The following is a 21,869-nucleotide window of genomic DNA, read 5'->3' as shown; positions in this document are numbered from 1 at the left end:
CTCCATCCAGAGGGAGAAAACAGAAAAAACAGCAGGGGCGCCATGCCTTGGCGCCCCGCCCGGTCATTGTGCATGCCTGGCACCGGACGGCGCTGCACAAGCTTGTCAATTCTTTACAAGCCGTGCGCAAAACCTCACTGCCCCGATACATCGGACGACCACACTTCAATCATCCGCTGCACAGGGCTCGCCAAGTGCCTTGACGGCGGCCTTCAGTCACCCTCTCCAGAAAGGATTTTGGAATGACCACCACCTTCCGCCGCACCCTCGCCAGCGCCGCAGCTGCCACCGCCTTGCTGGCCTCGTTCGCCCTGCCCTCGTACGCCCAGACCGCCGCGCCGGCAGCACCGGCTGCAGCCACCACGCCCAAGCCCGAACGTCCCATGCACAAGCCTGGCGAACGCCGAGAGCACATGCAGCAGCGCATCGCCAAGCTCAAGGCCGACCTCAAGCTCACGCCGGCCCAGGAGACCGCATGGAACACCTATGCGGCCACCTTCAAGCCCGGCGAGCGTCCCCAGCGCATGGAGCGCGAGGACTTCGCCAAGCTGACCACGCCCCAGCGCATCGACAAGATGCGTGAAATGCGTGCCCAGCGCGCGGCCGATGCCGATCGCCGCGGCGAAGCCACCAAGGCCTTCTACGCCCAGCTGGATGCCAGCCAGCAAAAGACCTTCGATGCCGCCACGCTGCACAAGGGCCACCCCGGCCACCACGGCATGGACCACGGCCCGCGCCATGACCACAAGAGCGGCCAGGCCCGCCCTGCCCCGGCACCCGCCCAGTAAGCAGCCACCTGGCCTGCCCGCCACCAGCGGGCAGCCGGATTGCTTGCGCCAGCCCTTGCACGGACGCCTTGTCAGGCGGCCGACAGTGCAAGGGCTTTTTTGCTGACTCCCCGATCTTCCCCGGACTGCCTAGAGTGGAACAGGCACAGCATTGTGTGCTGCCCCGGAGAAGATCATGGCCCCCAAAAACACTCAAACGACGCCATCCAGCTGCCAGAACCACGCAACGGCGCGCAAACATCCACCAGAACGTTCAGGGCGACCAGAGCGACCAGGACGAACCGGAAGTTTTGCCGCCGTGCTGCTGGCCGGTGCAGCGGCCGTCCTGCCCCTGGCGGCGCAGGCGCAGTCCACGCCGGAATCCTCCCCCTCCATGTACCTGCAATACGGCGCGGCCGAGCACAGTGCCGACAGCTGGACCGTGGGCGTCACCGTGCCCTGGCGCAACTGGCGCCATGCGCTGTGGGGCGGCCAGCTCAGCGGCTACTGGGATGTCTGGGGCGCCCGCTGGTCGGCGCCGCTGGAGGGTCGCGATCGCGGCACCTGGGTCATCGGCGTGAATCCCACCGTGCGCTGGCGCCCCAGCAACGGGCAGTCGCCCTGGTTTGCAGAAACCGGCGTGGGCCTGAGCTGGGCGCTGAACCGTCGCTACGTCACGGACGAGAAGGAATTCCCCACGCGCTACAACTTCGCCACCCATATCGGCGTGGGCTACCTGTTTGGCAGCCAGGGCCAGCATGAGCTGGTGCTGCGGCTGGAGCACCATTCCAACGCAGGCATCAAGAAACCCAACCCCGGCGAAAACTTCCTGCAGCTGCGCTACGCCCACCATTTCTGATCACGGTTGCGGATCCCGGCGAGACCACCTTCGAGGTGGTCTTTTTTTGTCCGCAGCCACCCTGTGGAAAAACCTGGGCATAAAAATCTCGTAAATCCATGCTTATCCACAAGTAGGATGCGCCATGGAAAGTTGTGCCCAAAACGGGTGCAGCAGCGGAGCAGCATCCACCACAGGGTTTGAAGTGTCTTAAGTTGTTGATTTTTATAAGACAAATTCAGTTATCAACAATTAAGCATTTCACTTACTACTACTACTAATTAAAAAATAAGAGAGATAGGAATAACAGCCAAGGACGGTTTTTCACAGCGACAAGACTGTTCGGGATAAAAAAAGGCAGCCGGTCCATCAGGAAAAACGGCCTGTCAACAGGTCACAGCACTGCCAGACCATGCGCTCATCCATGTCTGGCAAGCCTTCTTTTCACCTGTATGAACCAAAAAATCCTTATAAATCAATAACTTGAAGTTCAATAAAGGGAAAAATGCACATCGCACAAAACTGTGGATAGATGAAGACCAACTCAACAGTTATCCACAAAAAAAATCGAAGCAGGCAAACTATCCCCGTTCAGGAGACACCGGGAACAGGGCTTTGATCACATGTTTTTCAATCGGGCAAGACATTGTTTTTTTTGAGGAATAGTGAGTTATCCACAGAGATGTCATGCCTCTACTACTACGACTATTCTTTATAAGAAGATCAAAGAACAACCGAAGGCGAAGTCACGCGGGAAGCGAAGGCCGAACGGTTTTTCAAAAAAACAGACGTGCCAGGTTGTCTGGAGCCTGGGCATGTCCAGACGAGGGACTGCTCCAGCGAAATTGGCGCGCCTGTGTTCAAAAAAATCTCGGATCGGCTCGCGCGCCATGGCCGTATGCACGAAGACGCACGAAGACAAGACTTCCTCGCGGCCTCGCAGGAACGCTGTGGAACGGGCGCTTTTCCACAACGGGCTGTGCACTGGACGTGGAAGACTTCAGGAAAACGCGGCCTGCCAGGCGGACGCAAGCGGATGCGCCAGAGGCAGTGTTCGTCCATTCAAAAAAATTCAACCCCTTGTTGCCAGCCTGCAAGAGGACTGCGCATCCAGATCAGGAGCAGCAGATCCAGACCAGGCAAGGGCAATCACGAAAAGTGATGGCTGCTGGCGCACCAAGGCAAGAGGACGTGAATCAGCCCGAGCGCTTCAGCGGCCTGCAGAGGACCGTGGAGGCTTGGCAGCTGTCAGGCCCTGGGTTGCCCGCGCCAGCGCGTCCTGGGCGTTCTGCTGGCCCGTTGGCGGGGTATGGCGGGTATGGCCGGGCCGGGGAGCAGGCACGGGCTGCGAGATCCAGCGGTATCCGGGACCGTACTGCAGAGGCATGTGGGGAGATGCGGGCGCCGGGAAACACGGTTGCCCACAGGCTGTGTGCAAGTGACCTGTGGGCAATCGGCAAGCTCGATGATTGAAAAAACCAGCCGTGATCAATGACTTGCGTATGCAAGGGAATGCAGTGGCGACAGGGCGCGGCCTGTTTTTCGCATGCTTTCCACAGGGTCCGGCTCAGCGTGCCGGGCGGCGCTGCAAGGCAAAGGGCGGCAGGCCCTTGAGCAGCTGCTGGCCATAGCTGGTGTTCACCAGGCGCCGGTCATAGCAATACACATGGGCCTGGTCTTCCTCGGTGCGTATGGCGCGGCCCACCCACTGGGCCAGGCGGATCGCCGTGGCCGGCACCACCAGCTCATTGAAGGGGTTGCGGCCGCTGCTACGCAGCCATTCGGCCCGGGCCTCGCCCACGGGGTCATCGGGCGGGGCAAAGGGCAGCTTGGTGATGAACAGGGACTCGCACAGCGCGCCGGGCAGGTCCAGGCCCTCGCCGAAGGACTGCATGCCGAAGATGATGGAGGGCTCGCCCATCTCCACGGCATCGCGGTGGCGGGCCAGCAGCAGGGCGCGGGGCATGGCCGTCTGCACCAGCACCTGCGAGCGCATGGCCGTGGACAGCGCATCGACCGCCAGGCGCATCTGCTCGCGCGAGGTGAACAGCACCAGGGCGCCGGCCTGCACGCGGGACAGGTCGCCCAGCAGCGCGTCCACCATCTCCTGGGTGAAGCGGGCGGCCTCCTTGGGGTCGGCCACGGTTTCGCGCGCCACCAGGGTGCCCTGGCGCGCGTAGTCGAAGGGGCTGGGCACTTCCAGCGTGGTCACGGCCGCATCGTCGTGCAGGCCTGCCTCGCGCAAAAAGAAGTCGAATTGTCCACAGCTGGTCAGGGTGGCCGACGTGAGCACGGCACCGCGCACCTGGGACCACAGATGGTGGCGCAGCGTGGCACCGGGCAGGATGGGGCTGGCATGGGCCTTGACCACGATGTACTCGCCATCTGTCTCCAACGTGAACCATTTGGCATTGGGAACGCGGCTACTGTCGTCATCCTGCGCTGGCTGTTGCATCAGCAGCTGGGCCGTGTCATAGACGGATTCCAGGCGGGGAGCCAGTACGCCAACCTGTGCATAAGCTGTAGACAGCCTGCGTGCTTCCTCTGGATTGTCCTTGATGGCGGCGCGCAGTGCCTTGGAGATGGCGCGCAGCGCGTCCAGAAAGCTGTTGGCATGGTGGGCGGCCTTGCCCAGAGGCTCCAGCAGGGGCTCGGGCAGCATGCCGCGCGGTGCGCGTACCCGCGCCGGCCCCCAGCTGTCCTTTTGTGACTTGAGCGTATCGCCGTACAGCTCCATCACCAGGCGCGCCAGTTCCTGCAGCTGCTGGCGCAGCTGGCTGGCATGGCTGGGCAGGTCGGCCAGTTCCTCCACTTCGACCAGGGTATTCACGCGCAGGGCGCGGCTGGTCAGCTTGTCTATCCAGCCCAGACGGCTCAGGTCCATCTCGCCGGCGAATTGGCCCAGCGCCGTGGCGGGCAAATGGTGGGCTTCGTCCAGCACCAGCAGGCAGTTGTCCAGCTCGGGCAGCAGTCGCGCACCCAGGGAGGACAGCAGCAGATCGTGGTTGGCCACGATGACCTGGGCGGCCACCAGGTCCTTGCGGCGCTCGTAATAGACGCAGTTGCTGAAGGCCGGACAGTGCTTGCCGGTGCAGGACGAGGATTCGGCCGCCACGGGGCTCCAGGCCTCGGCCTCGGGCGGGGTTTCCAGAGAGTCGCGGTCGCCGTCCCAGGCCTGGGACGCCAGCGCGTTGGCCATGCTTTTATAGAACTGCATGCGCGCCTCCAGCTCCTGGGCCGGGCGTGCCACGCGGCTTTGGGCCTGCGCCTTTTCCTCGGCGAACAGATCGTCCAGATCCTCGTCCTGGGCCTCGCCGGTGCTGGCCAGCCGCTCCAGCTTGAGCTTGCAGACAAAGCGGCCCCGCCCCTTGGCCAGCGCGAATTTGAAGGGCTGCTCCAGCTGCTGGGCCAGCGCGGGCAGATCCTTGTTCACCAGCTGTTCCTGCAGGGCGACGGTGGCCGTGGAAATCAGCACCCGGGTGCCGCGCGCCAGCGCCATCGAAATGGCGGGAATGCTGTACGCCAGCGATTTGCCCACCCCCGTTCCGGCCTGCACCACGGCAATGGACCGGGTGGGCTCCGGTGCACTCTCATCGATTTTTCCCAGCTGGGCCTGGCTGAAGGTCTGCGCGATCTGGGCCGCCATTTTTCGCTGCCCCTCACGATTTCGGAACCCTGGGATGGCCCCGACCACGTCATCAAAGGATTTCAGGGCCTGATCAGCCCATTTTTTTTCATGCATTTCGGCGTGTTTTGACCAAATGGATCATCTTGGTCCATCTGTTTATAAAGATTCGTACAGTGATATGTATTAAATAAGATGCGAAATCTTATGAAATACAGCGCACAAAGCGCGTTTTTCGTATGCCGTACAGCCTACAAGCTGTCCGTCATATGGATCACTGAACCCGCCAATCGCATGTGTGCACAGGTGGGTATCGGTCACCGGGCTGGACATCTGTCCACCGGCTGTTCCTGGATTGTTCCCATGGCCGTTGATGGCCATGCGCGTGGCCGCATCCACAGTCTTGCCCACAGCGGCCAGGGCGTTTGGCCTGTGATCAATCCTGTGCGCATGTTGTTGGCATGCTTGTGGATTGATTGGGTGATTGTCGCCATTCACCGTTGATTTGCAACGGGTTTTTCATGGATTCAGGTTTCTCGCGATTTCCAGAGGATGGTGGAAGTTGTCACCACTGTGGAAAACAGGGCCTGTGCAGATCTTTGGCTTTGCAGAGTACGTTTTTCCCCGGGATATCCACAGGTCTGCGGCCGCTGCAGCTGCTGCGGCTGGGGCCTTGGTGCACCGCCAGGCGGCAGGTCCGCGGCGGCGCAGTGGATCGCGCTGGATCTCGAAAAAGCGCAGGCGATCCCTGCCGGGGGAGCGGCCCCGGGCGCCGGCCCAGGTACGCGAATGTCTTACCAAACGGTAATGAAGGCTTCACGCACGCAGGAAGATGCGTTTTCTAGCATCTGTTTCATCTCAGGAGACAAGGGTCGGCTCGCTGCAGTCCCTGCGCTCCAGGCATGGATTGAAGGGGCAAGAATGATCAAGACATTTGCGGGCCTGCCCAAGGCAGCCCGGTTTCCGGCGGCATCGGCATGCGCTGTCATCGCCGTGGCCTGCCTTGTGGCGGGCTGCGATGCATCCAAGGCATCGGCACAGAACGAACCTGCCGTGCAGGCGCCCGCGCCGGCTGGCGTGGTGCGGGTCAAGCCCGAGTCGCTGAAGATGCTGGACATCGCCGTGGTGGCCGATCCGCAGGGCACGCAAATGGCCTGGGCGCCCGCGCGTGTGGCCTTTGCCGAGGACCGCGTGGCCACCGTCTCGGTGCCGCTGGCCGCGCGCGTGGTGTCGGTGCGTGCCCACGTGGGTGACATCGTCAAGGCCGGCGACGAGCTGGCCACCCTGGTCAGCCCCGAGGCGCTGCGCGTGCGCTACGAGGTGGAAGCTGCCCGCAGCGCGCATGACGTGGCAACCGTGGAAGTGCGGCGCCAGCAGACCATGGTGGACAAGGGCGTGGGCGTGGAAGTGGATCTGCGTGCCGCCCAGGCCAAGCTGCGCGAGTCGGCCCAGGAGCTGGCGCGTGCCCAGGGCACGTCGGCGCTGCTGGGGCAAGGCGGTGGCGACCGGCTGGTGCTGCGTGCGCCGCGCGCCGGCGTGGTGGCCGAGCGCAAGGCCGTGGTCGGCGCCTCGGTCGAGCCCAGCGGCGAGCTGTTCCTGATCGGCGATCCCGCCGCCATGAACGTGGTGGCCGATGTCTTTGAAAGCGATCTGCCCGGCATCCGCCTGGGCAGTGCCGTGCAGGTCGATGTGCCGCAGCTGCCCAAGCCCCTGACCGGCACGGTGCGCCACCTGGGCGCCACGCTGGACAAGGAGTCGCGCCGCGCCTCCGTCATCGTGCAGCTCGATGCGCAAAACCCCGTGCTGCGTTCCGGCATGCAGGCGCGCGTGGGCCTGCAGGTCTCCAACGAGCACGAGATGCTGATCCCCGTGACGGCCGTGCTTATCAAGGATGAAAGCCGCAGCATCGTCTTCGTGCAGACCGGCGAGCAGCAGTTCGAGGCCCGCACCGTGGTGCTGGGCCGGCCCTCGCGCGGCATGGTGCCCGTGGTGTCGGGCCTGAAGTCGGGTGAAAAGATCGTCGTGCGCGGTGGCCTGCTGCTCGACGGCGCAGCCAGCCAGCTGCTCTGATCGCGGCCAGGAGACTCATCAATGCTGCGTTCCCTGATAGCGTTTGTGGTGCACCGGCGGCTCGTCGCCCTGTGTGCCACCCTGATCATCGCCATCTATGGCGTGTATTCATACCTGCACACGGCCATCGAGGCCTATCCCGATGTGACCAATGTGCAGGTCGGCGTGATTGCCCAGGCGCCGGGCCTGGCCCCCGAGGAGGTGGAGCGCCAGATCACCCAGCCGCTGGAGCGCGAGCTCAACGGCACGCCGGGCCTGGTGTCGCTGCGCTCGGAGAGCTACTTCGGCCTGGCCATGATCAACCTCGTCTTCAATGACGATGCCGACAGTTTCCATGCGCGCGCCGAGGTGTCGCAGCGCCTGCCCCAGGCCAATCTGCCCGACGGCGTCACGCCCGAGATGGCGCCCGACTACACGCCGCTGGGCAAGATCTTCTACTACCGCCTGAAGAGCGACCGCCACACGCTGGCACAGCTGCGCACCGAGCAGGAATGGCGCGTGGTCCGCACCCTCAAGCAGGTGCAGGGCGTGGCCGACGTGGTCAGCATCGGCGGCTTCGTCAAGGAGTACCACGTCGAGGTGGATCCCGAGAAGCTGTATGCGCTGGGACTGTCGCTGGAAGACGTGAGCGATGCCCTGTCCAAGTCCAACCGCAACGTGGGCGGCGGCCTGATGCGCCGGGGCGAGCAGTCGCTGATCATCCGCGGCATCGGCCTGCTGCGCACGCCGCAGGAGATCCAAGGCGTGGTCGTGGCCATGCGCGGCAGCGCGCCCGTGACCATTGGCGACGTGGCGCGCGTGGTGCAGTCGCATACGCCGCGCCAGGGCTCGGTGGGCATGGATGATGCCGACGACGTGGTCCAGGGCATCGTGCTGCTCAAGCGCGGCGAGAACCCCTCTGTGGTGCTGGACCAGATCCATGCCAAGGTGGCCGCGCTCAATGACGGCGGCCTGCCCGAGGGCATGCACATGGAGACCAACTACGACCGCTCCGATCTGGTCGGCCACACGCTGGGCACGGTGCAGCACAACCTGCTGTTCGGCGCCACGCTGATCGTGGGCGTGCTGTGGCTGTTCCTGCGCAGCCTGCGCGGCTCGCTGATCGTGGCCACGGTGATCCCGCTGTCGCTGCTGGTGGCCTTCATCGGCCTGCACCTGCTGGGCATGCCGGCCAACCTGATTTCCATGGGCGCCATCGACTTCGGCATCATGGTGGACGGCGCCGTGGTGCTGGCCGAGAACATCATCCGCAACGCCCGCCTGCGCAAGCCGCAGACGCAGGCGGACATGCGCCACATCATCATCGACTCGGCCGTGGCCGTGGCCAAGCCCACGCTGTTCGCCATGGCCATCGTGATCGCGGCGCTGATCCCCGTGTTCTCGCTGGAAAGCATCGAGGGCCGCATCTTCCGTCCGCTGGCCATGACCTACAGCTTCGCGCTGCTGGGCGCCCTGGTCTTCGCCATGGGCCTGGTGCCGGCGCTGTGCGCGCTGTTCCTCAAGCCCCAGCACGTGATGGTGGAAGAGCCCAAGATCTTCGACCGCGCGCACCACGGCTACCAGCACTGGATCGGCACCCTGCTGGGTGCCGGGCGCCGCCGCGTCATCGTCATCGTCGGCTCGCTCGCCATCCTGGTGGCGGCCGGCCTGTCGGCGGCCTGGCTGGGCACGGAATTCCTGCCCGAGCTCGATGAAGGCGATGCCTATGTGCTGGTGCAGATGCCCGCATCGATCTCGCTGGAAAAGGGCCAGGAAGTGCTGCGCGACGTGCGCCTGCGCCTGAAGACCTTCCCCGAGGTGATCACCGTCACCACCGAGCAGGGCCGGCCCGAGTCCGGCACCGACAACGAGACGCTGAACCTGGCCAAGGTGCTGGTGCGCCTGAAGGGCCACGGCGAATGGCGCAAGGGCCTGACCAAGCCCCAGCTCATCGAGCAGATGCGCGCCACGCTGGGCGAGATTCCGGGCGTGTCGTTCAACTTCGCCCAGCCCATCCGCGACAGCGTGGAGGAATCGACGTCCGGCGCGCGCGGCCAGGTGGTGCTCAAGGTCTTCGGCCCCGACATTCCGCAGCTGCGCGCCATCCTGCAGCAGACCGTGGACCTGGTGAAGGACATCGACGGCGTGGTCGATCTGGGCCTGTACCGCGATGCGCCTGCACCCCAGGTCCACGTGGAGTTCGACCGCCAGTCGCTGGCGCGCCAGGGCATTGCCATGGAGACCGCGCAAAAGACGCTGGAGGCGGCGCTGGCCGGCAACATCTCCACCACGCTGTGGGAGGGCGAGTACCCCGTGCCCGTGCGCGTGCGCCTGCCCTATGTGGACCGCATGGATGAGGAGCGCATCCGCAACATCGCCATCCCCCTGCCCAACGGCGGCTCGGTGCCGCTGCATTCGGTGGGCCAGGTCGCCATCAAGATCGGCAACTCCTCCATCTTCCGCGAAGGCAATGCGCGCTACATGGCGCTCAAGTTCAACGTGGAAGGCCGCGACATCGGCTCCGTGGTCAAGGACACGCTGGCCACGTTCAAGAAGAACGTGAAGATCCCGAGGGCTACCAGGCCGTCTGGGGCGGCGAGTGGGAGAACCAGCAGCGCGCGGCCGCACGCCTGAAGATCGTGGTGCCGCTGTCGCTGATCATCGTCTACGCCCTGCTGTTCGGCGCGCTGGGCCAGGCGCGCAGCGCCGGCATCATCTTGCTGTGCGCGCCCTTCACCATGGTGGGCGGCATCGCGGCCCTGCACTTTGCGGGCATCGAGCTGTCCATCAGCGCGGCCATCGGCTTCATCGCGCTGCTGGGACAGGTGGCGCTGGCCGGCCTGCTGGTGATCTCGGCCGTGGAGGAGCTGCGACGGCAGGGCATGCCCATGATGCAGGCCCTGGTCGAGGGCGCTGCCGAACGCATGCGCTCCATCGTGCTCGTGGCGCTGCTGGCGCTGCTGGGCCTGCTGCCCATGGCGCTGTCCACGGGCGTGGGCAGCGAGACGCAAAAGCCCTTCGCCTCCGTGATCGTGGGCGGCATGGTGGTGCTGCCCCTGGTGGCCCTGGTGCTGCTGCCCGTGCTCTATGCGCTGCTGGGCCCCAAGAACATGTTGACGCAGGAAGAACTCGATGAAAAAGAGTGATAGCCCCCTGAGCGGCTTCGCCGCTTCCCCCGTGTGCACGGCGCCCTCTCTCGCTTCGCGGGAGGGGGACGACGCCATCGCCGCGAGGCGGCTCTTGCTTGGCGTCTCTGATTTGGGCCGCGTCGGTTTCTTGCGCACTGCCCTGGTGGCAGCCGCCGTTCTGTGCTGCGGGGCGGGTTCTGCGCTTGCGCAGCAGGCTGTGCCCGCTGTGCCGGCCATCACTGCGGCGCCTGCCTCCGAGGTGGCTCCGGCGGCTGCACCGCAGCAGCCGGTGGGGATGCAGGAGTATCTGCAGATGGTGGTGCGCAACCAGCCCCAGCTGGCGGCGCAGCGGCTGCAGATCGGGATTGCGCAGGCGGACAGCCGCACGGCGGCGGCGTTTCCCAATCCCACGGCGTCGTACAGCAGCAAGCCGGGCGAGAAGCAGTGGGGCATCGAGCAGCCGCTGCCCATCTTCGGCCAGCGGCGTTTGCGCATGGAGAACGCGCGCAAGGGCGAGACGGCGGCGCGTGCCAATGTCGAGGTGGCCGTGGCCACCACGCTCAACGATGCAGCCACGGCCTTCATCGACCTGCTGATGACGCAGCAGCGCCTGAAGGTCTGGGAAGAGGCGCAGGAGTCGCTGAACGGCGCAGGCAATATCGTACGCGGCCAGATCGAGGCCGGCGCGCGCAGCCGCTATGACGGCGCGCGCCTGAGCCTGCAGCAGGCCCAGATGGCCATGCAGGTCAGCCAGGCCCAGTCGGACTGGCAGGACGCCGCCTCGCACGCCGCCGCCCTGGCCGCCCTGCCCCAATGGGCGCCGCGCGCCACGGGCAGCCTGCAGGCCGTGCCCGTGGGCCAGCTGCTGCACGAGCAGGAGCTTTGGGAGGCCGCGCGCCTGCGCCTGCCGGCCCTGGTCGCTGCCCAGGCCGAGCTGGACCAGCTGCGCCACAAGGTCGAGCTGGAACGCCGCGAAGCCCTGCCCACGCCCAGCGTGAGCGTGGCGCGCGTGCGCAACCGCCTTGACGGCAACTACAACCAGATCGGCGTGTCGGTGGAGCTGCCGCTGTTCGATCGCCGCGAAGGCCCCATCGCGCGTGCCCAGGTGGAGGCCGAACAGGCCCAGCTGCGCTACGACGCCGCGTTGATCGAGGCGCGTACCGAGCTGCAGCGCGCCATCAAGCAACTGAAGCTGCGCCGCGATGCCGTGCGCGCCTACGAAAAGCAGGGCCTGGCCCAGATCGCGCCGCTCAACCAGATGGCCCAGGATGCCTACAAGCTGGGCCAGGGCTCCATCCTGGAGCTGATCGATTCGCTGGGATCGATCAACGAGCACCGCCTGGAGCACCTGGACCTGGTCAAGGAAATGATGCTGGCCGAGTGGCAGGTGCGCGTGGCCAGCGGCGATCTGCCGATGTGGGCAGCGCCCTGAGGCGCTTGACGCCCTTCCCCTCCTGCTGTGCGGGAGGGGCGGTCGGACCCTGGGTGGCACCCCGCGGTGTGCCTGGTCCGGATCACGCCAGTTTCATGCGGTGCGATGCCGCGCAGCGCAGCCCAAGGCTGAAAAGAGGTGGTAAACATGCCGGCACCCCCACCGATCTCGGCGGAGTCTGGCGCGCCGTATAGTGTCTGCCTCAGTTTCGAGTCAGGCCCTGCCGCCCGCATGTACCGCTATCTCATCATCGAAGACGACGCGCTGAACGCGCGCTACATCGCCGAAGGCCTGCGCCAGCAGGGCGCGCAGGTGGCGGTGTGCAGCGATGGTGTGCAGGGCATCGCCATGGCCGTGGGCGAGAGCTGGGATGTGATCATCCTCGACCGCATGCTGCCCAACGGCTTCGACGGCCTGCAGATCCTGCAGACGCTGCGCTCCATGGGCAAGCAGACGCCGGTGCTGGTACTCAGCGCCCTGTCGGCCACGGACGAGCGCGTGCGCGGCCTCAAGGCCGGCTGCGACGACTACCTGACCAAGCCCTTTGCCTTCTCCGAACTCTCGGCGCGCCTGGAGGCCCTGGTGCGCCGCGCTCAGATCCCGGCCCCTGCGCGCGAGATGCGCCTGGCCGACCTGCGGCTGAACCTGCTCACGCGCAGCGCCGAGCGCGCAGGCCAGCCGCTGGCGCTGCAGCCGCGCGAGTTTCGCCTGCTGGCCTTTCTGATGCAGCACGCGCACCAGATCGTCACGCGAACCATGCTGCTGGAGTCGGTGTGGGACTACCGGTTCGACCCGCAGACCAATGTCATCGACGTGCACATCAGCCGCCTGCGCGGCAAGGTGGACAAGGGCTTCGAGCCCGCGCTGATCCACACCGTGCGCGGCGTGGGCTACAGCCTGTCGGACCGGCCGCAGGACCTGCCGCAGGTGGCCTGATCCCATGTCGCTGGCCAAGCCCTGGAGCTCCACGGCCTTCCGGCTGGCGCTGACCTACGGCGTGCTGCTGGTGCTGACCATGTCCATCGTGCTGTCGGTGTTCTACGTGCAGACCGTGGGCGTGCTGCGCATGCGCATGGACCGGCAGGCCGAGAACCACATGCGCCGCCTGGTCGAGCACCGCGACAAGTACGGCGAGCCCGCGCTGGAGGCCGAGATCCAGCAGACCCTGCTGGACGGCGTCAACACCGATACCGAAATCCTCATCCTCATGGATGGCGACGGCAATCCCATCATCGGCAACGCCGACGTGGTGCCCGCACGCCGCCTGACGGAGATGGGCGTGCGCGATCTCAAGGTGCGGCGCAACGGCCGCATCATCGCGGGCCGCGTGGCCGTGGCCCAGCTGTCCGACGGCAAGCTGCTGGCCGTGGGCAGCGACATGCAGGTGCAAAGCGATGTGGAGGAGCTGTTCGGCCGCGCAAGCCTGCTGGCCGGCCTGGTGGCCCTGGGCATGGCCGTGCTGGGCGCCGGGGCCTTCCGGCGGGTGGTGGAAGAGCGTGCCGCCGACATCCGCAGCACCATGGCGCGCGTGGCCACGGGCGACCTGCGCCAGCGCATTCCGGTCACGCGCCGCGACGATGAGTTCACGCTGCTCAACCGCGACATCAACACCATGCTGGACCGGCTGGAGCTGTTGATGGACGGCATACGCCATGTCTCCAACACCATCGCCCACAACCTGCGCACGCCGCTGACGCGCATCCTGCTGCGCCTGCGTAGTGCCCAGCAGGCCACGCCCGAGGAAAAGAACGAGACGCTGGCGCTGGTGGCCCAGGAAGTGGCCGAGCTGGGCGTGGTCTTCGACAAGCTGCTGCAGATCGCCGAAGTGGAAAGCGGCGCCAGCCGCAAGAACTTCGCGCCCGTGGATCTGCGTGCCCTGCTGGTCGACGTGGTGGAGTTCTACGAACCGCTGGTCGAGGACGCGGGCGGCGTGCTGCGCCTGGAGGTCGAGGGCACGCCCATGGCGCTGGGCGACGGCGACCTGCTGGCCAGCGCCGTGGCCAACCTCGTGGACAACGCCATCAAGTACGGATCACTGCCCGACAGCGACCACGGCGCCGACATGTTGCTGCGCGCGGGCGTGGCCCACGAGCACGGCATGGACGGCGGCGCCTGGGGCGTGGAAATCATCGTGCAGGATCGGGGGCCGGGCGTGGACGCGCAGACGCGCGAGAAGATGAGCACCCGCTTTTACCGCGCCGAATCGGACCGCGAAGGCTATGGCCTGGGCCTGGCCAGCGTGCTGGCCATCGTGCAGCTGCACGGCGGCAAGCTGGGCTTCGAGAACATGCATCCGGGCCTGCAGGCGCGCATCTGGCTGCCCGGGTTGCCCACGGCCTGAAGCCTTTTCAGCGGTCCTTGTGACCGTAGGCGCAAAAGCCGGGCTTGGGGCCCTTCTTGGGGTGCAGGCGACAGGTTTCGGGCCGCTTGTCGTAGACCGTGCAGCGCCGCGACTTGGCATCCAGAAAATTGCAGTCCCCGCTGGCACGCCGCGCCATGGTGAAGATGTTGTGCTTGGGGTTGTAGTGGTCGATCAGCCGCATCTTCATCAGCCGCTTGGCGATGAGCTTGGGCTCCACGTTGTCCACCTCGAACGGATCCACCAGCTCCAGCCGCACCAGATCGGGCAACTGCACCTCCAGCGGCATGGTGCAGCAGTTGGCCGCACAGCTGTCGCACATGCCGGGCTTGTATTTGCTCCAGGAGTCGAGGCGGTCGACGTCGACGATGCTGATGGGGGATCTCATGGTGGGGGATGGGCGTGTGCAGGGCCGCTATTTTTCGCCAGAAAGCCCGGCGGCGGTTGCCGCGCCGGCGTAGCCAAGCGACGGGGCGGGTCTTTGGGGGACGCTGCCCCTGCATCCATCCCCTGGCCTTCAGGCCGGCCGCTTCCTCAACAGGTATTTCTGAAACCCGTCGGACACCCGCTCGTCGCGCTGGTTCAGCACCTCGGTGGCCAGGGTCAGCACGCCCGTGGTGTTGCCGGGCTTGAGCTCGGACACCGTCAGCGTGCAGTACAGCGTGTCGCCCACATAGACGGGGGCCAGGAAGCGGCTGCCCTGCTCCAGAAAGCCCTTGAGCGATTCCTCGACCATGTGCGGGAACAGGCCGGCGCCTGCCGCCGTCTGTATGGCCACCTGGTAGCCGTGGGCCAGCATATGGGGCATGCCGCGCGCGCGGCAGTACTCCACGTCGTAGTGCACGGGATGGTTGTCGCCGCTGGCCAGCTGGAAGGCGGCGAACAGGGCATCGGTCATGGTGCGCGAGGGCAGGGCGAAGACCTCGCCCAGCGCGAAGTCTTCAAAGTAGCGCTGGGCGCACAGGGATGGGTGGCGTGGCATGGCTATTCTCCTCAGTTCGCGCTCATGTGGGCGGCGCGGGCGACCTTGCCCCATTTGTCCAGTTCCTGCTTGAGGAAGGTGGCCAGCGCCTGGGGGCGCGGCTGCTTTTCCAGCACCAGGCCCATGTCGTAGGCCTTTTTCTGCAGCCCGGCATCGTCCACCGTGGCCTGCAGGCTGGACTGCAGGTGGGCAATCAGCGCTGGCGGCGTGCCTGCGGGGGCGAACACGGCGTTCCAGGTATAGGCCTCGTAGCCGGGCACCTGCTCGGCAATGGCAGGCGTGTCGGGCGTCTGCGGCAAGCGCTGGGCCATGGTGGTGGCCAGCAGGCGCACCGTGCCCGCCTTGACCTGGGCCAGGCCCGTGGGAGCGCTGTCCAGCATGAAGGCCAGGTGCCCGCCGATGAGGTCCTGTATGGCCGGCGCACTGCCCCGGTAGGGCACATGCTGGGCCCGGGTGCCCGCCATCAGGTTCAGCAGCTCCGCGCCCAGGTGCGGTGCGCTGCCCACGCCCGCCGAGGCATAGCTGACCTGGCCGGGCCGCGCCCGCAGATAGGCCAGGAAATCCGGCAGGCTCTGCACGGGCAGCCGCTTGTCCACCACCAGCACCAGCGGCGCCCTGGCGAGCAATCCCACGGGCGCGAAGTCTTCCTCCGTGCGGTAGCCCAGCTTGTCGTGGATGTAGGGATTTACGGCATGCGCCACCGTGGTCAGCAGCAGGGTGTAGCCGTCAGGGGCTGCCTTGGCAACCGCCTCCGTGCCCACCAGGGTGCCGGCGCCGGTGCGGTTCTCGATCACCACGGGCGTGGCCAGCTTCTGGCTCCAGACATCGGCCATGGCGCGGCCAAAGGTGTCGGTGGGGCCGCCTGCCGCGTAGGGAATCACCAGCTTGATGGGGCGCGCAGGATAGTCCTGCGCTGCGGCCGCGCCTGCGGCCAGAAGCAGGGCGGTGAGAAGGGTTTGGCGTCTTGCCGTCTTGAAGTCCATAATTTTCTCCGTTGTCTCCTGGCGCCGACTATAGAAATGGGCTGCCAATGCAGCCAGTCGAATCATTGATAGGGCGGTTAGAAACCGTCTAACACCAAGGAAATGCTCCCGGCGGGCATGCAACGGATGCGATATGAATTGACGGATCTCAGGGTTTTCCTTGCCATTGCCCAGGCCAAAAGCCTCAGCGCAGGCGCGGCTGAAATGCATTTGACGGCGCCATCGGCCAGCTACCGGCTCAAGAATCTGGAGCAGGCCATGGGTGCATCGCTGTTTGAAAGAACGTCCAAAGGCATGGTGCTCACTCCGGCCGGCATGACGGTCAAGAAATACGCCGATTCCATTTTCGGCAGCGTGGACCGCTTGCACGGAGAAATGCAAAGACACATCAACGGAATATCGGGCCATATCCGCGTCTTTGCCAACAGCAGCACGCTCACGGGAATTGCGCCCGTGCTCAGCCGCTATCTGGCCCATTATCCGAACGTCAATGTGGACCTGGAGGAGCGCCTGAGCGAAGACACGGTGCGCGCCGTGCTCGACGGCAGTGCCGACGTGGGCCTGGTGGCCGGCCAGATCGATCTGCATGGCCTGCATGCCATCACCTATGGCCACGATGAACTGGTGTTTGTGGTGCCCGCTGGCCACCCCTTGGCCGCCAGCAGCAGGGTGCCGCTGGAAACCGCGCTGACCTACGACCTGGTCTCGATCGGCCGCAAGACCAGCAACTTCCTCTATCTCCAAGGCATGGCTTCCAAGCTGGGCATGAACCCTAGGGTACGTGTGCACGCACCAACATTCGAGGCCGTGCTGCAGTGCGTGCAGGAAGGCGTGGGCATTGCGCTGGTGCCGCGCTCCATTGCCCGGCCGGCGCTGCAGGCGCGCAGGCTGGCTGCCGTGGGCCTGGACGAGGCCTGGGCGCAGCGCGAGCAGAGGGTGGTCACGCGCGAACCCGAAACCCTGCCCGCCTATGCCCGCGATTTCGTGGCCTATGTGGCGGCCCAGCCTTTGCCCGAGGAAGGCACCGTGCAGGAATCCCTGCCTTAGAAGATTTGAAATTCCACTTAGAAAATGCCGACTGGCTGGGTGATGGTCGCACTTCTAGAATGCGGCGAATCGAATATTCGCCTTGTTCAAGAAAATGCAGACACGCCCATTGGATGGTTTGACGGTATTGGCCATGGAACACGCCGTGGCAGGGCCTTTTGCCAGCCGGCAGCTGGCGGACCTGGGTGCCAGGGTCATCAAGCTGGAGCGATTGCCCGATGGGGATTTTGCACGGGGCTATGACGACAAGGTCCATGGTGAATCATCCTTTTTTGTCTGGGCCAATCGGGGAAAGCAAAGCCTGGCCGCAGATATCAAGACCGCCGAGGGGCAGAATATCGTCGGGAAAATACTGGAAAACGCCGATATCCTGATCCAGAACCTGGCCCCGGGTGCCATGCAGAGAATGGGCATGGATTTCGACAGCCTGCATGAGAAATATCCGCGTCTCATCGTCTGCGATATATCGGGCTATGGCGAGGGCGGCCCGCTCAGCGACAGGAAGGCCTATGACCTGCTGATCCAGGCGGCAGCTGGCCTGATCTCGGTCACGGGCACGCCCGACCAGCCCGCGCGCGTGGGCATTTCCATCGCCGACATCGCGGCCGGCATGTATGCCTACTCGGGCATTTTGTCCGCCCTGCTGCAGCGCGCCCGCACGGGCCGGGGCCTGCGCGTGGAGGTTTCCATGCTGGAGGCGCTGGCCGAATGGATGTCCTACCCGCTGAACTTCGCCCACTACGGCGGCACGGCGCCTGCGCGCAGCGGGCTGACCCATCCTTCCATCGCGCCCTATGGCCAGTACACGGCCGGTGATGGCCAGAGCCTGATTTTCGGCCTGCAGAACGACCGCGAATGGCACAGCTTCTGCACCCATGTGCTGCAGCAGCCCGCGCTGGCGCAGGACGCGCGCTTTGCCAACAACCTGCAGCGCGTGGCGCACCGCGCGGAACTCGATGCGGTGATCGCATCCGTGCTGGCTCACCTGAGCCGCGAACAGGCCATGCAGCGCCTGGATGCAGGCGGCATCGCCAACGCGCCGCTCAACGACATGCACGCGGTCTGGAACCATCCGCAATTGCAGGCGCGCGAACGCTGGCGCGAGGTGGCCACGCCCGCCGGCAGCATCCAGGCCCTGCTGCCCCCGGCCACGCTGTCGGATGCCGAAGCCGCCATGGGCGCCGTGCCCGCGCTGGGCGAGCATACGCAGGCGCTGTGGGAGGAGTTTGGCGGGCAGGCTCGAGGCCGGCAAGAGTGATGCCCGATGGGTCCAGGCGGGCGATGGCGGTTGAACGACGCAACCCATTCGAGCGTGGCGAACTCGACCGCTTCCTTGGTTGTCATCGGCTCTCTTGAGAGGGACGAAGAGGATCGCGCTCAGGCCGCGAGCGCTGCGCGCAAGCGCTCGATGCTTCGCCGCCGCTCGGCGCGTGCTTCGAGCGCCTGCGCCATATCGACTTCGACAAAGCGTGCCTTGTGGTTTGGCTGCATCTGGGCGATGAGATCCATGTCGGCGCTGATGACGGTGCCCACCATCGCGTAGCCGCCGCCCGAGACCGCATCACGGTGCAGGATGATCGGTTCGCGTCCGCCCGGCACCTGGATGGAACCGTATGGGTAGCCCGCATCGACGATGTTCGACGGGTCGTCGCCCGCGCCGAATGGCGGCGTGCGCTCGTGGAACTTCAGCGGCGTGCCGTTCTTGTAGCGGTAGCCAATGCGGTCGGCCTCGGAACCGACGGTCCAGGTGTCGGCAAAAAAGCTTTGCACCGACACCTCCTGCAGTCGGTGAAAGTAGATGCCCGGCAGCACACGCAGGACCACTTCCTTGTCGAGCACCGGCAGCAATGCGGCCTCCACCGTGCGACCCGCGCGGGCGGTGGCTGACGGTACACCCACGGGCAGTCTGTCGCCGGCCAGCAGCTTGCGTCCGTTGAAGCCGCCGAATGCGCCCAAGCCGTAGGTCGAGCGGCTGCCCAGCACCACCGGCACGTCGATGCCGCCGGCCACGGCGATGCACATGCGCGCGCCGAGCTTCATGAAGTCGAAGCCGAGCCTGTCGCCGGCCTGCACCGCGAATGCGGTATTGCGTGGCACCTCATTGCCGTTGAGCTTGATCTTCGCGTCGGCGCCGGTCACGGCCACCAGCGCGGGCGCGTCGAACTGCAGCTCGGGACCGAGCAGCGTGCTTTCGATGACGGCCGCACCTTCGTCGTTGCCGACCAGCAGGTTTGCGAGCACCAGGCTTTGCTGGTCGAGCGCACCCGAGAGCGGAATGCCCAGGTGGTAGTAGCCGGGGCGGCCGGCGTCCTGCACGCTGGTCGCGAGGCCGGGCTTGAGCACTTCAATCGCCATGGAGCACTTTCAGGAGCTGTTGGTTGTAGCCGCCCGGGTCGGCCAGGAAATCGTTGAGCGAGAACGACACTGGCGCGATGCGCAGCGCGTAGGTGCCGGCCTCGACCTGCGCGATCTGGCGGTCGTACTCGGCGCGGTCAATGGGCTTGTACTTGACGATGTCGCCGGGCTGGAAGAACACCATCAGCTCCTTCAGGTAGGACAGCCGTTGCGCCGGGTCGAAGATGGGCGCGGGCGTGACACCGAACATCTGGTAGCCGCCCGCACCACGCACCGAGTAGATGCAGCTGAAGCAACCGCCGTGGCCCAGCGTGAGTCTGGGCGTGTCGGTGCGCGGGCTCAGGTACTTGGGCACCTGGATCTGGCGCTGGCGCTCGACCATCTGGAACAGAAAGGGCAGGCCGGCCACGAAGCCGACCATCGACACGAACCAGGGCGCCGACGAGTGCGCCTTGATGAAGGCCTCGACCGAGGCGTGGCCGTTGATGCGCGCCGCGTACTCGATGTCGGTGCCCGACGGGTCCTGGTGCCGCTCGCGAAAGCGCATCAGCGTCTCGTGCGTCCACGGGTCGTTGTAGAGCACGGGAATCTCGACGATGCGCGTCTGCATCTGCAGGTCGGCATCGCCCAGGCCCGCTTCGATGTCTTTGAGCATGGCGAGCAGTGCGTCGGGCGCGATCGTATCGGGATCGAAGCGCACGAGGTAGGCGGCGTTGGCCGGACAGATCTCGGTCACGCCCGTGATCTCGCCCGCCTGTGCGCGGCGGCGCAGCTCATTGCAGATGGCCATGCCCTTGAAGAAGGCGGGCAGCGACATCTCTTCGCTGATCTCGACGAACAGGTGCTCGTCGCCGCCGAAGCTGTAGCGGGCCTGGGCGGGGAGGGTGCTGGCAGCGGTCATGCGATCACCTCCGTAAGTGGAGCGGGTGCGTCGGCCAGCGGATTCACCGCCAGCCAGGTTTCGAGAAAGCCCGTGTGGAATGCGGCCTGCGCCACGCCCGCGTCCTCGCACAGTGCGCGGTGCAGCGGGATCGTGGTGTGGATGCCTTCGACCTGCAGCTCGCCGAGCGCGCGCCGCATGCGGGCCAGCGCACCGGCGCGATCGGTGTCGTGCACGATCAGCTTGCCCAGCAGCGAGTCGTAGTACGCCGGCACGGTGCAGCCGGGGAACAGCATGGTGTCGAAGCGCACGCCGGGGCCGCCCGGCACCACGAGCTGCGACACGAGGCCCGGGCTTGGCATGAAGTTCTTCGCGGCGTTCTCGGCGTTGATGCGCACCTCGATGGCCGCGCCGGTCAGCCGGATGTCTTCCTGCTGCAGGCGCAGCGGCTGGCCGAGCGCGATGCGCAGCATCTCCTTCACGAGGTCGATGCCGGTGATCATCTCGGTGATGGGGTGCTCGACCTGGATGCGCGTGTTCATCTCGATGAAGAAGAATTCGCGCGTGTCGTCGTCGTACAGGTATTCGAGCGTGCCCGCGCCGCGGTAGGCCACGGCATGGGCCAGCCGCAGCGCCGATTCGCACAGCGCAGCGCGCGTGGCCTCGCTGATGGCGGCCGAGGGCGCTTCTTCCCACACTTTCTGGCGGCGTCGCTGCAGCGAGCATTCGCGCTCGAAGCAGTGAACCACGCGCTGGCCGTCGCCCAGGATCTGCACCTCGATGTGGCGCGCCTGGCGGATGAAGCGTTCGAGGTATACCTCGCCGTTGCCGAAAGCGGCCTGCGCTTCCGCCGTGGCGGTGGCGAACTGCTGGCGCAGCTCGGCTTCGTCGTGCGCCACGCGAATGCCGCGCCCGCCCCCGCCGGCCGAGGCCTTGATCATGATGGGGTAGCCGATGCCCTTTGCCAGCGCGACGGCGCTGTCGGCGTCTGTCACCACGCCCACGCTGCCGGGCACGGTGGGCACGCCGGCCTTCATGGCCGCGGCGCGCGCGGCGGCCTTGTCGCCCATGGTGCGGATCGCGTGCGGTGTCGGGCCGACGAACACCAGGCCCGCGGCCTCGATGCGCTCGGCGAACGCGGCGTTTTCCGACAGGAAACCGTAGCCCGGATGCACGGCGCCGGCGCCGCTGTCGGCTGCCGCTTCAAGAATGGCGTCCACGCTCAGATAGCTCCTGGTGGCATGCGCCGGGCCAATGCGCACGGCTTCGTCGGCCATGCGCACCGCGAGGCTTTGCGCGTCGGCGTCGCTGTAGACGGCGACGGTCTTGAGGCCCAGTTCCTTAGCGGCGCGGATGATGCGCACCGCGATCTCGCCGCGGTTGGCGATGAGCAGTTTGTCGAATGCGGCGGTCATGGTCCGGGG

At 65.9% G+C, this 21,869-nt stretch carries 17 protein-coding genes and 1 pseudogene; 10 read left to right on the top strand and 8 right to left on the bottom strand.

Annotated elements, in window-relative coordinates:
- Positions 1-242 precede the first annotated feature (242 nt).
- The gene (locus tag CLV01_RS00485; protein WP_065344976.1) at positions 243-788 is read left to right on the top strand and encodes a Spy/CpxP family protein refolding chaperone; all 546 of its coding nucleotides are present in this window, start codon (positions 243-245) and stop codon (positions 786-788) included.
- A 175-nt stretch (positions 789-963) separates the two neighbouring features.
- Positions 964-1,626, top strand: coding sequence for an acyloxyacyl hydrolase (locus CLV01_RS00480; RefSeq protein ID WP_099732609.1), 663 nt, complete (start codon positions 964-966; stop codon positions 1,624-1,626).
- Between the two features lie 1,189 nt (positions 1,627-2,815).
- Here CLV01_RS00480 and CLV01_RS29020 read toward each other — a convergent pair.
- Both CLV01_RS29020 and dinG read right to left on the bottom strand, forming a co-directional pair.
- A complete protein-coding gene (locus tag CLV01_RS29020) occupies positions 2,816-2,992 on the bottom strand; it encodes a hypothetical protein (RefSeq protein WP_180288345.1) in 177 nt (58 codons plus the stop codon).
- 180 nt (positions 2,993-3,172) lie between these two features.
- Positions 3,173-5,347, bottom strand: coding sequence for an ATP-dependent DNA helicase DinG (gene dinG / locus CLV01_RS00475; protein ID WP_099732610.1), 2,175 nt, complete (start codon positions 5,345-5,347; stop codon positions 3,173-3,175).
- 90 nt (positions 5,348-5,437) lie between these two features.
- Between dinG and CLV01_RS28600 the strand changes: the two genes are divergently transcribed.
- The 6 genes and pseudogenes from CLV01_RS28600 (at position 5,438) to CLV01_RS00450 (ending at position 14,180) form a co-directional block, all read left to right on the top strand.
- The gene (locus tag CLV01_RS28600) at positions 5,438-5,734 is read left to right on the top strand and encodes a hypothetical protein (RefSeq protein ID WP_143344285.1); all 297 of its coding nucleotides are present in this window, start codon (positions 5,438-5,440) and stop codon (positions 5,732-5,734) included.
- Between the two features lie 417 nt (positions 5,735-6,151).
- The gene (locus CLV01_RS00470) at positions 6,152-7,300 is read left to right on the top strand and encodes an efflux RND transporter periplasmic adaptor subunit (protein WP_013799937.1); all 1,149 of its coding nucleotides are present in this window, start codon (positions 6,152-6,154) and stop codon (positions 7,298-7,300) included.
- Between the two features lie 21 nt (positions 7,301-7,321).
- Positions 7,322-10,425: pseudogene (locus CLV01_RS00465) on the top strand (efflux RND transporter permease subunit).
- Between the two features lie 208 nt (positions 10,426-10,633).
- The gene (locus CLV01_RS00460) at positions 10,634-11,839 is read left to right on the top strand and encodes a TolC family protein (RefSeq protein ID WP_235264160.1); all 1,206 of its coding nucleotides are present in this window, start codon (positions 10,634-10,636) and stop codon (positions 11,837-11,839) included.
- 231 nt (positions 11,840-12,070) lie between these two features.
- Positions 12,071-12,775, top strand: a complete 705-nt coding sequence (locus tag CLV01_RS00455; protein WP_017407046.1) for a response regulator transcription factor — start codon at positions 12,071-12,073, stop codon at positions 12,773-12,775.
- 4 nt (positions 12,776-12,779) lie between these two features.
- Entirely contained in the window at positions 12,780-14,180 is a 1,401-nt protein-coding gene (locus CLV01_RS00450) for a sensor histidine kinase (RefSeq protein WP_099732612.1), read from the top strand.
- Positions 14,181-14,187: 7 nt separating this feature from the next.
- Here the strand turns inward: CLV01_RS00450 and CLV01_RS00445 are convergent, their stop codons facing one another.
- The 3 genes from CLV01_RS00445 to CLV01_RS00435 all read right to left on the bottom strand — a co-directional run bounded on the left by CLV01_RS00445 (position 14,188) and on the right by CLV01_RS00435 (position 16,163).
- Positions 14,188-14,586: a YkgJ family cysteine cluster protein gene (locus CLV01_RS00445; RefSeq protein WP_013799932.1), complete on the bottom strand. Its 399-nt coding sequence runs from the start codon at positions 14,584-14,586 to the stop codon at positions 14,188-14,190.
- Between the two features lie 129 nt (positions 14,587-14,715).
- On the bottom strand, positions 14,716-15,180 hold the full coding sequence (locus tag CLV01_RS00440) for a MaoC family dehydratase (protein WP_012201953.1): 465 nt from the start codon (positions 15,178-15,180) through the stop codon (positions 14,716-14,718).
- Positions 15,181-15,191: 11 nt separating this feature from the next.
- Positions 15,192-16,163 (bottom strand): tripartite tricarboxylate transporter substrate binding protein, encoded by a 972-nt coding sequence (locus CLV01_RS00435; RefSeq protein WP_099732613.1) that lies wholly within the window; start codon positions 16,161-16,163, stop codon positions 15,192-15,194.
- A 126-nt stretch (positions 16,164-16,289) separates the two neighbouring features.
- Here CLV01_RS00435 and CLV01_RS00430 point away from each other — a divergent pair, with 126 nt between their 5' ends.
- Complete coding sequence (locus CLV01_RS00430) at positions 16,290-17,210, top strand: LysR family transcriptional regulator (protein WP_099732614.1); 921 nt, start codon at positions 16,290-16,292, stop codon at positions 17,208-17,210.
- A gap of 133 nt (positions 17,211-17,343) precedes the next feature.
- Positions 17,344-18,468: a CaiB/BaiF CoA transferase family protein gene (locus CLV01_RS00425; RefSeq protein WP_257221162.1), complete on the top strand. Its 1,125-nt coding sequence runs from the start codon at positions 17,344-17,346 to the stop codon at positions 18,466-18,468.
- Between the two features lie 119 nt (positions 18,469-18,587).
- On the opposite strand, the gene CLV01_RS00420 is transcribed toward CLV01_RS00425, so the two are convergent.
- Genes CLV01_RS00420 through CLV01_RS00410 form a run of 3 tightly spaced genes read right to left on the bottom strand, consistent with a single transcriptional unit; the run spans position 18,588 to position 21,860 of the window.
- On the bottom strand, positions 18,588-19,565 hold the full coding sequence (locus tag CLV01_RS00420; RefSeq protein ID WP_099732615.1) for a biotin-dependent carboxyltransferase family protein: 978 nt from the start codon (positions 19,563-19,565) through the stop codon (positions 18,588-18,590).
- On the bottom strand, positions 19,555-20,466 hold the full coding sequence (locus CLV01_RS00415; RefSeq protein ID WP_099732616.1) for a 5-oxoprolinase subunit B family protein: 912 nt from the start codon (positions 20,464-20,466) through the stop codon (positions 19,555-19,557). The genes CLV01_RS00420 and CLV01_RS00415 overlap by 11 nt, the downstream gene beginning before the upstream one ends.
- Positions 20,463-21,860: an acetyl-CoA carboxylase biotin carboxylase subunit gene (locus CLV01_RS00410; RefSeq protein ID WP_099732617.1), complete on the bottom strand. Its 1,398-nt coding sequence runs from the start codon at positions 21,858-21,860 to the stop codon at positions 20,463-20,465. The genes CLV01_RS00415 and CLV01_RS00410 overlap by 4 nt, the downstream gene beginning before the upstream one ends.
- Positions 21,861-21,869: the final 9 nt, after the last annotated feature.

The sequence above is a fragment of the Delftia sp. 60 genome (genome assembly GCF_002754395.1).
GTDB lineage: Bacteria > Pseudomonadota > Gammaproteobacteria > Burkholderiales > Burkholderiaceae_C > Comamonas > Comamonas acidovorans.
Note: the sequence above shows the minus strand (reverse complement) of the source record. Positions and strands in the feature narration are given on the sequence as shown.

Bases quoted from the DNA above. Each gene is read 5' to 3' on its own strand.
- CLV01_RS00430 (WP_099732614.1), top strand. From the start codon at position 16,290: ATGCGATATGAATTGACGGATCTCAGGGTTTTCCTTGCCATTGCCCAG.
- CLV01_RS00425 (WP_257221162.1), top strand. From the start codon at position 17,344: ATGGAACACGCCGTGGCAGGGCCTTTTGCCAGCCGGCAGCTGGCGGAC.
- CLV01_RS00485 (WP_065344976.1), top strand. From the start codon at position 243: ATGACCACCACCTTCCGCCGCACCCTCGCCAGCGCCGCAGCTGCCACC.
- CLV01_RS00440 (WP_012201953.1), bottom strand. From the start codon at position 15,180: ATGCCACGCCACCCATCCCTGTGCGCCCAGCGCTACTTTGAAGACTTC.
- CLV01_RS00455 (WP_017407046.1), top strand. From the start codon at position 12,071: ATGTACCGCTATCTCATCATCGAAGACGACGCGCTGAACGCGCGCTAC.
- CLV01_RS00435 (WP_099732613.1), bottom strand. From the start codon at position 16,163: ATGGACTTCAAGACGGCAAGACGCCAAACCCTTCTCACCGCCCTGCTT.
- CLV01_RS00445 (WP_013799932.1), bottom strand. From the start codon at position 14,586: ATGAGATCCCCCATCAGCATCGTCGACGTCGACCGCCTCGACTCCTGG.
- CLV01_RS00470 (WP_013799937.1), top strand. From the start codon at position 6,152: ATGATCAAGACATTTGCGGGCCTGCCCAAGGCAGCCCGGTTTCCGGCG.
- CLV01_RS29020 (WP_180288345.1), bottom strand. From the start codon at position 2,992: ATGCCTCTGCAGTACGGTCCCGGATACCGCTGGATCTCGCAGCCCGTG.
- CLV01_RS00410 (WP_099732617.1), bottom strand. From the start codon at position 21,860: ATGACCGCCGCATTCGACAAACTGCTCATCGCCAACCGCGGCGAGATC.
- CLV01_RS00450 (WP_099732612.1), top strand. From the start codon at position 12,780: ATGTCGCTGGCCAAGCCCTGGAGCTCCACGGCCTTCCGGCTGGCGCTG.
- CLV01_RS00420 (WP_099732615.1), bottom strand. From the start codon at position 19,565: ATGGCGATTGAAGTGCTCAAGCCCGGCCTCGCGACCAGCGTGCAGGAC.
- CLV01_RS00415 (WP_099732616.1), bottom strand. From the start codon at position 20,466: ATGACCGCTGCCAGCACCCTCCCCGCCCAGGCCCGCTACAGCTTCGGC.
- CLV01_RS28600 (WP_143344285.1), top strand. From the start codon at position 5,438: ATGAAATACAGCGCACAAAGCGCGTTTTTCGTATGCCGTACAGCCTAC.
- dinG (WP_099732610.1), bottom strand. From the start codon at position 5,347: ATGCATGAAAAAAAATGGGCTGATCAGGCCCTGAAATCCTTTGATGAC.
- CLV01_RS00480 (WP_099732609.1), top strand. From the start codon at position 964: ATGGCCCCCAAAAACACTCAAACGACGCCATCCAGCTGCCAGAACCAC.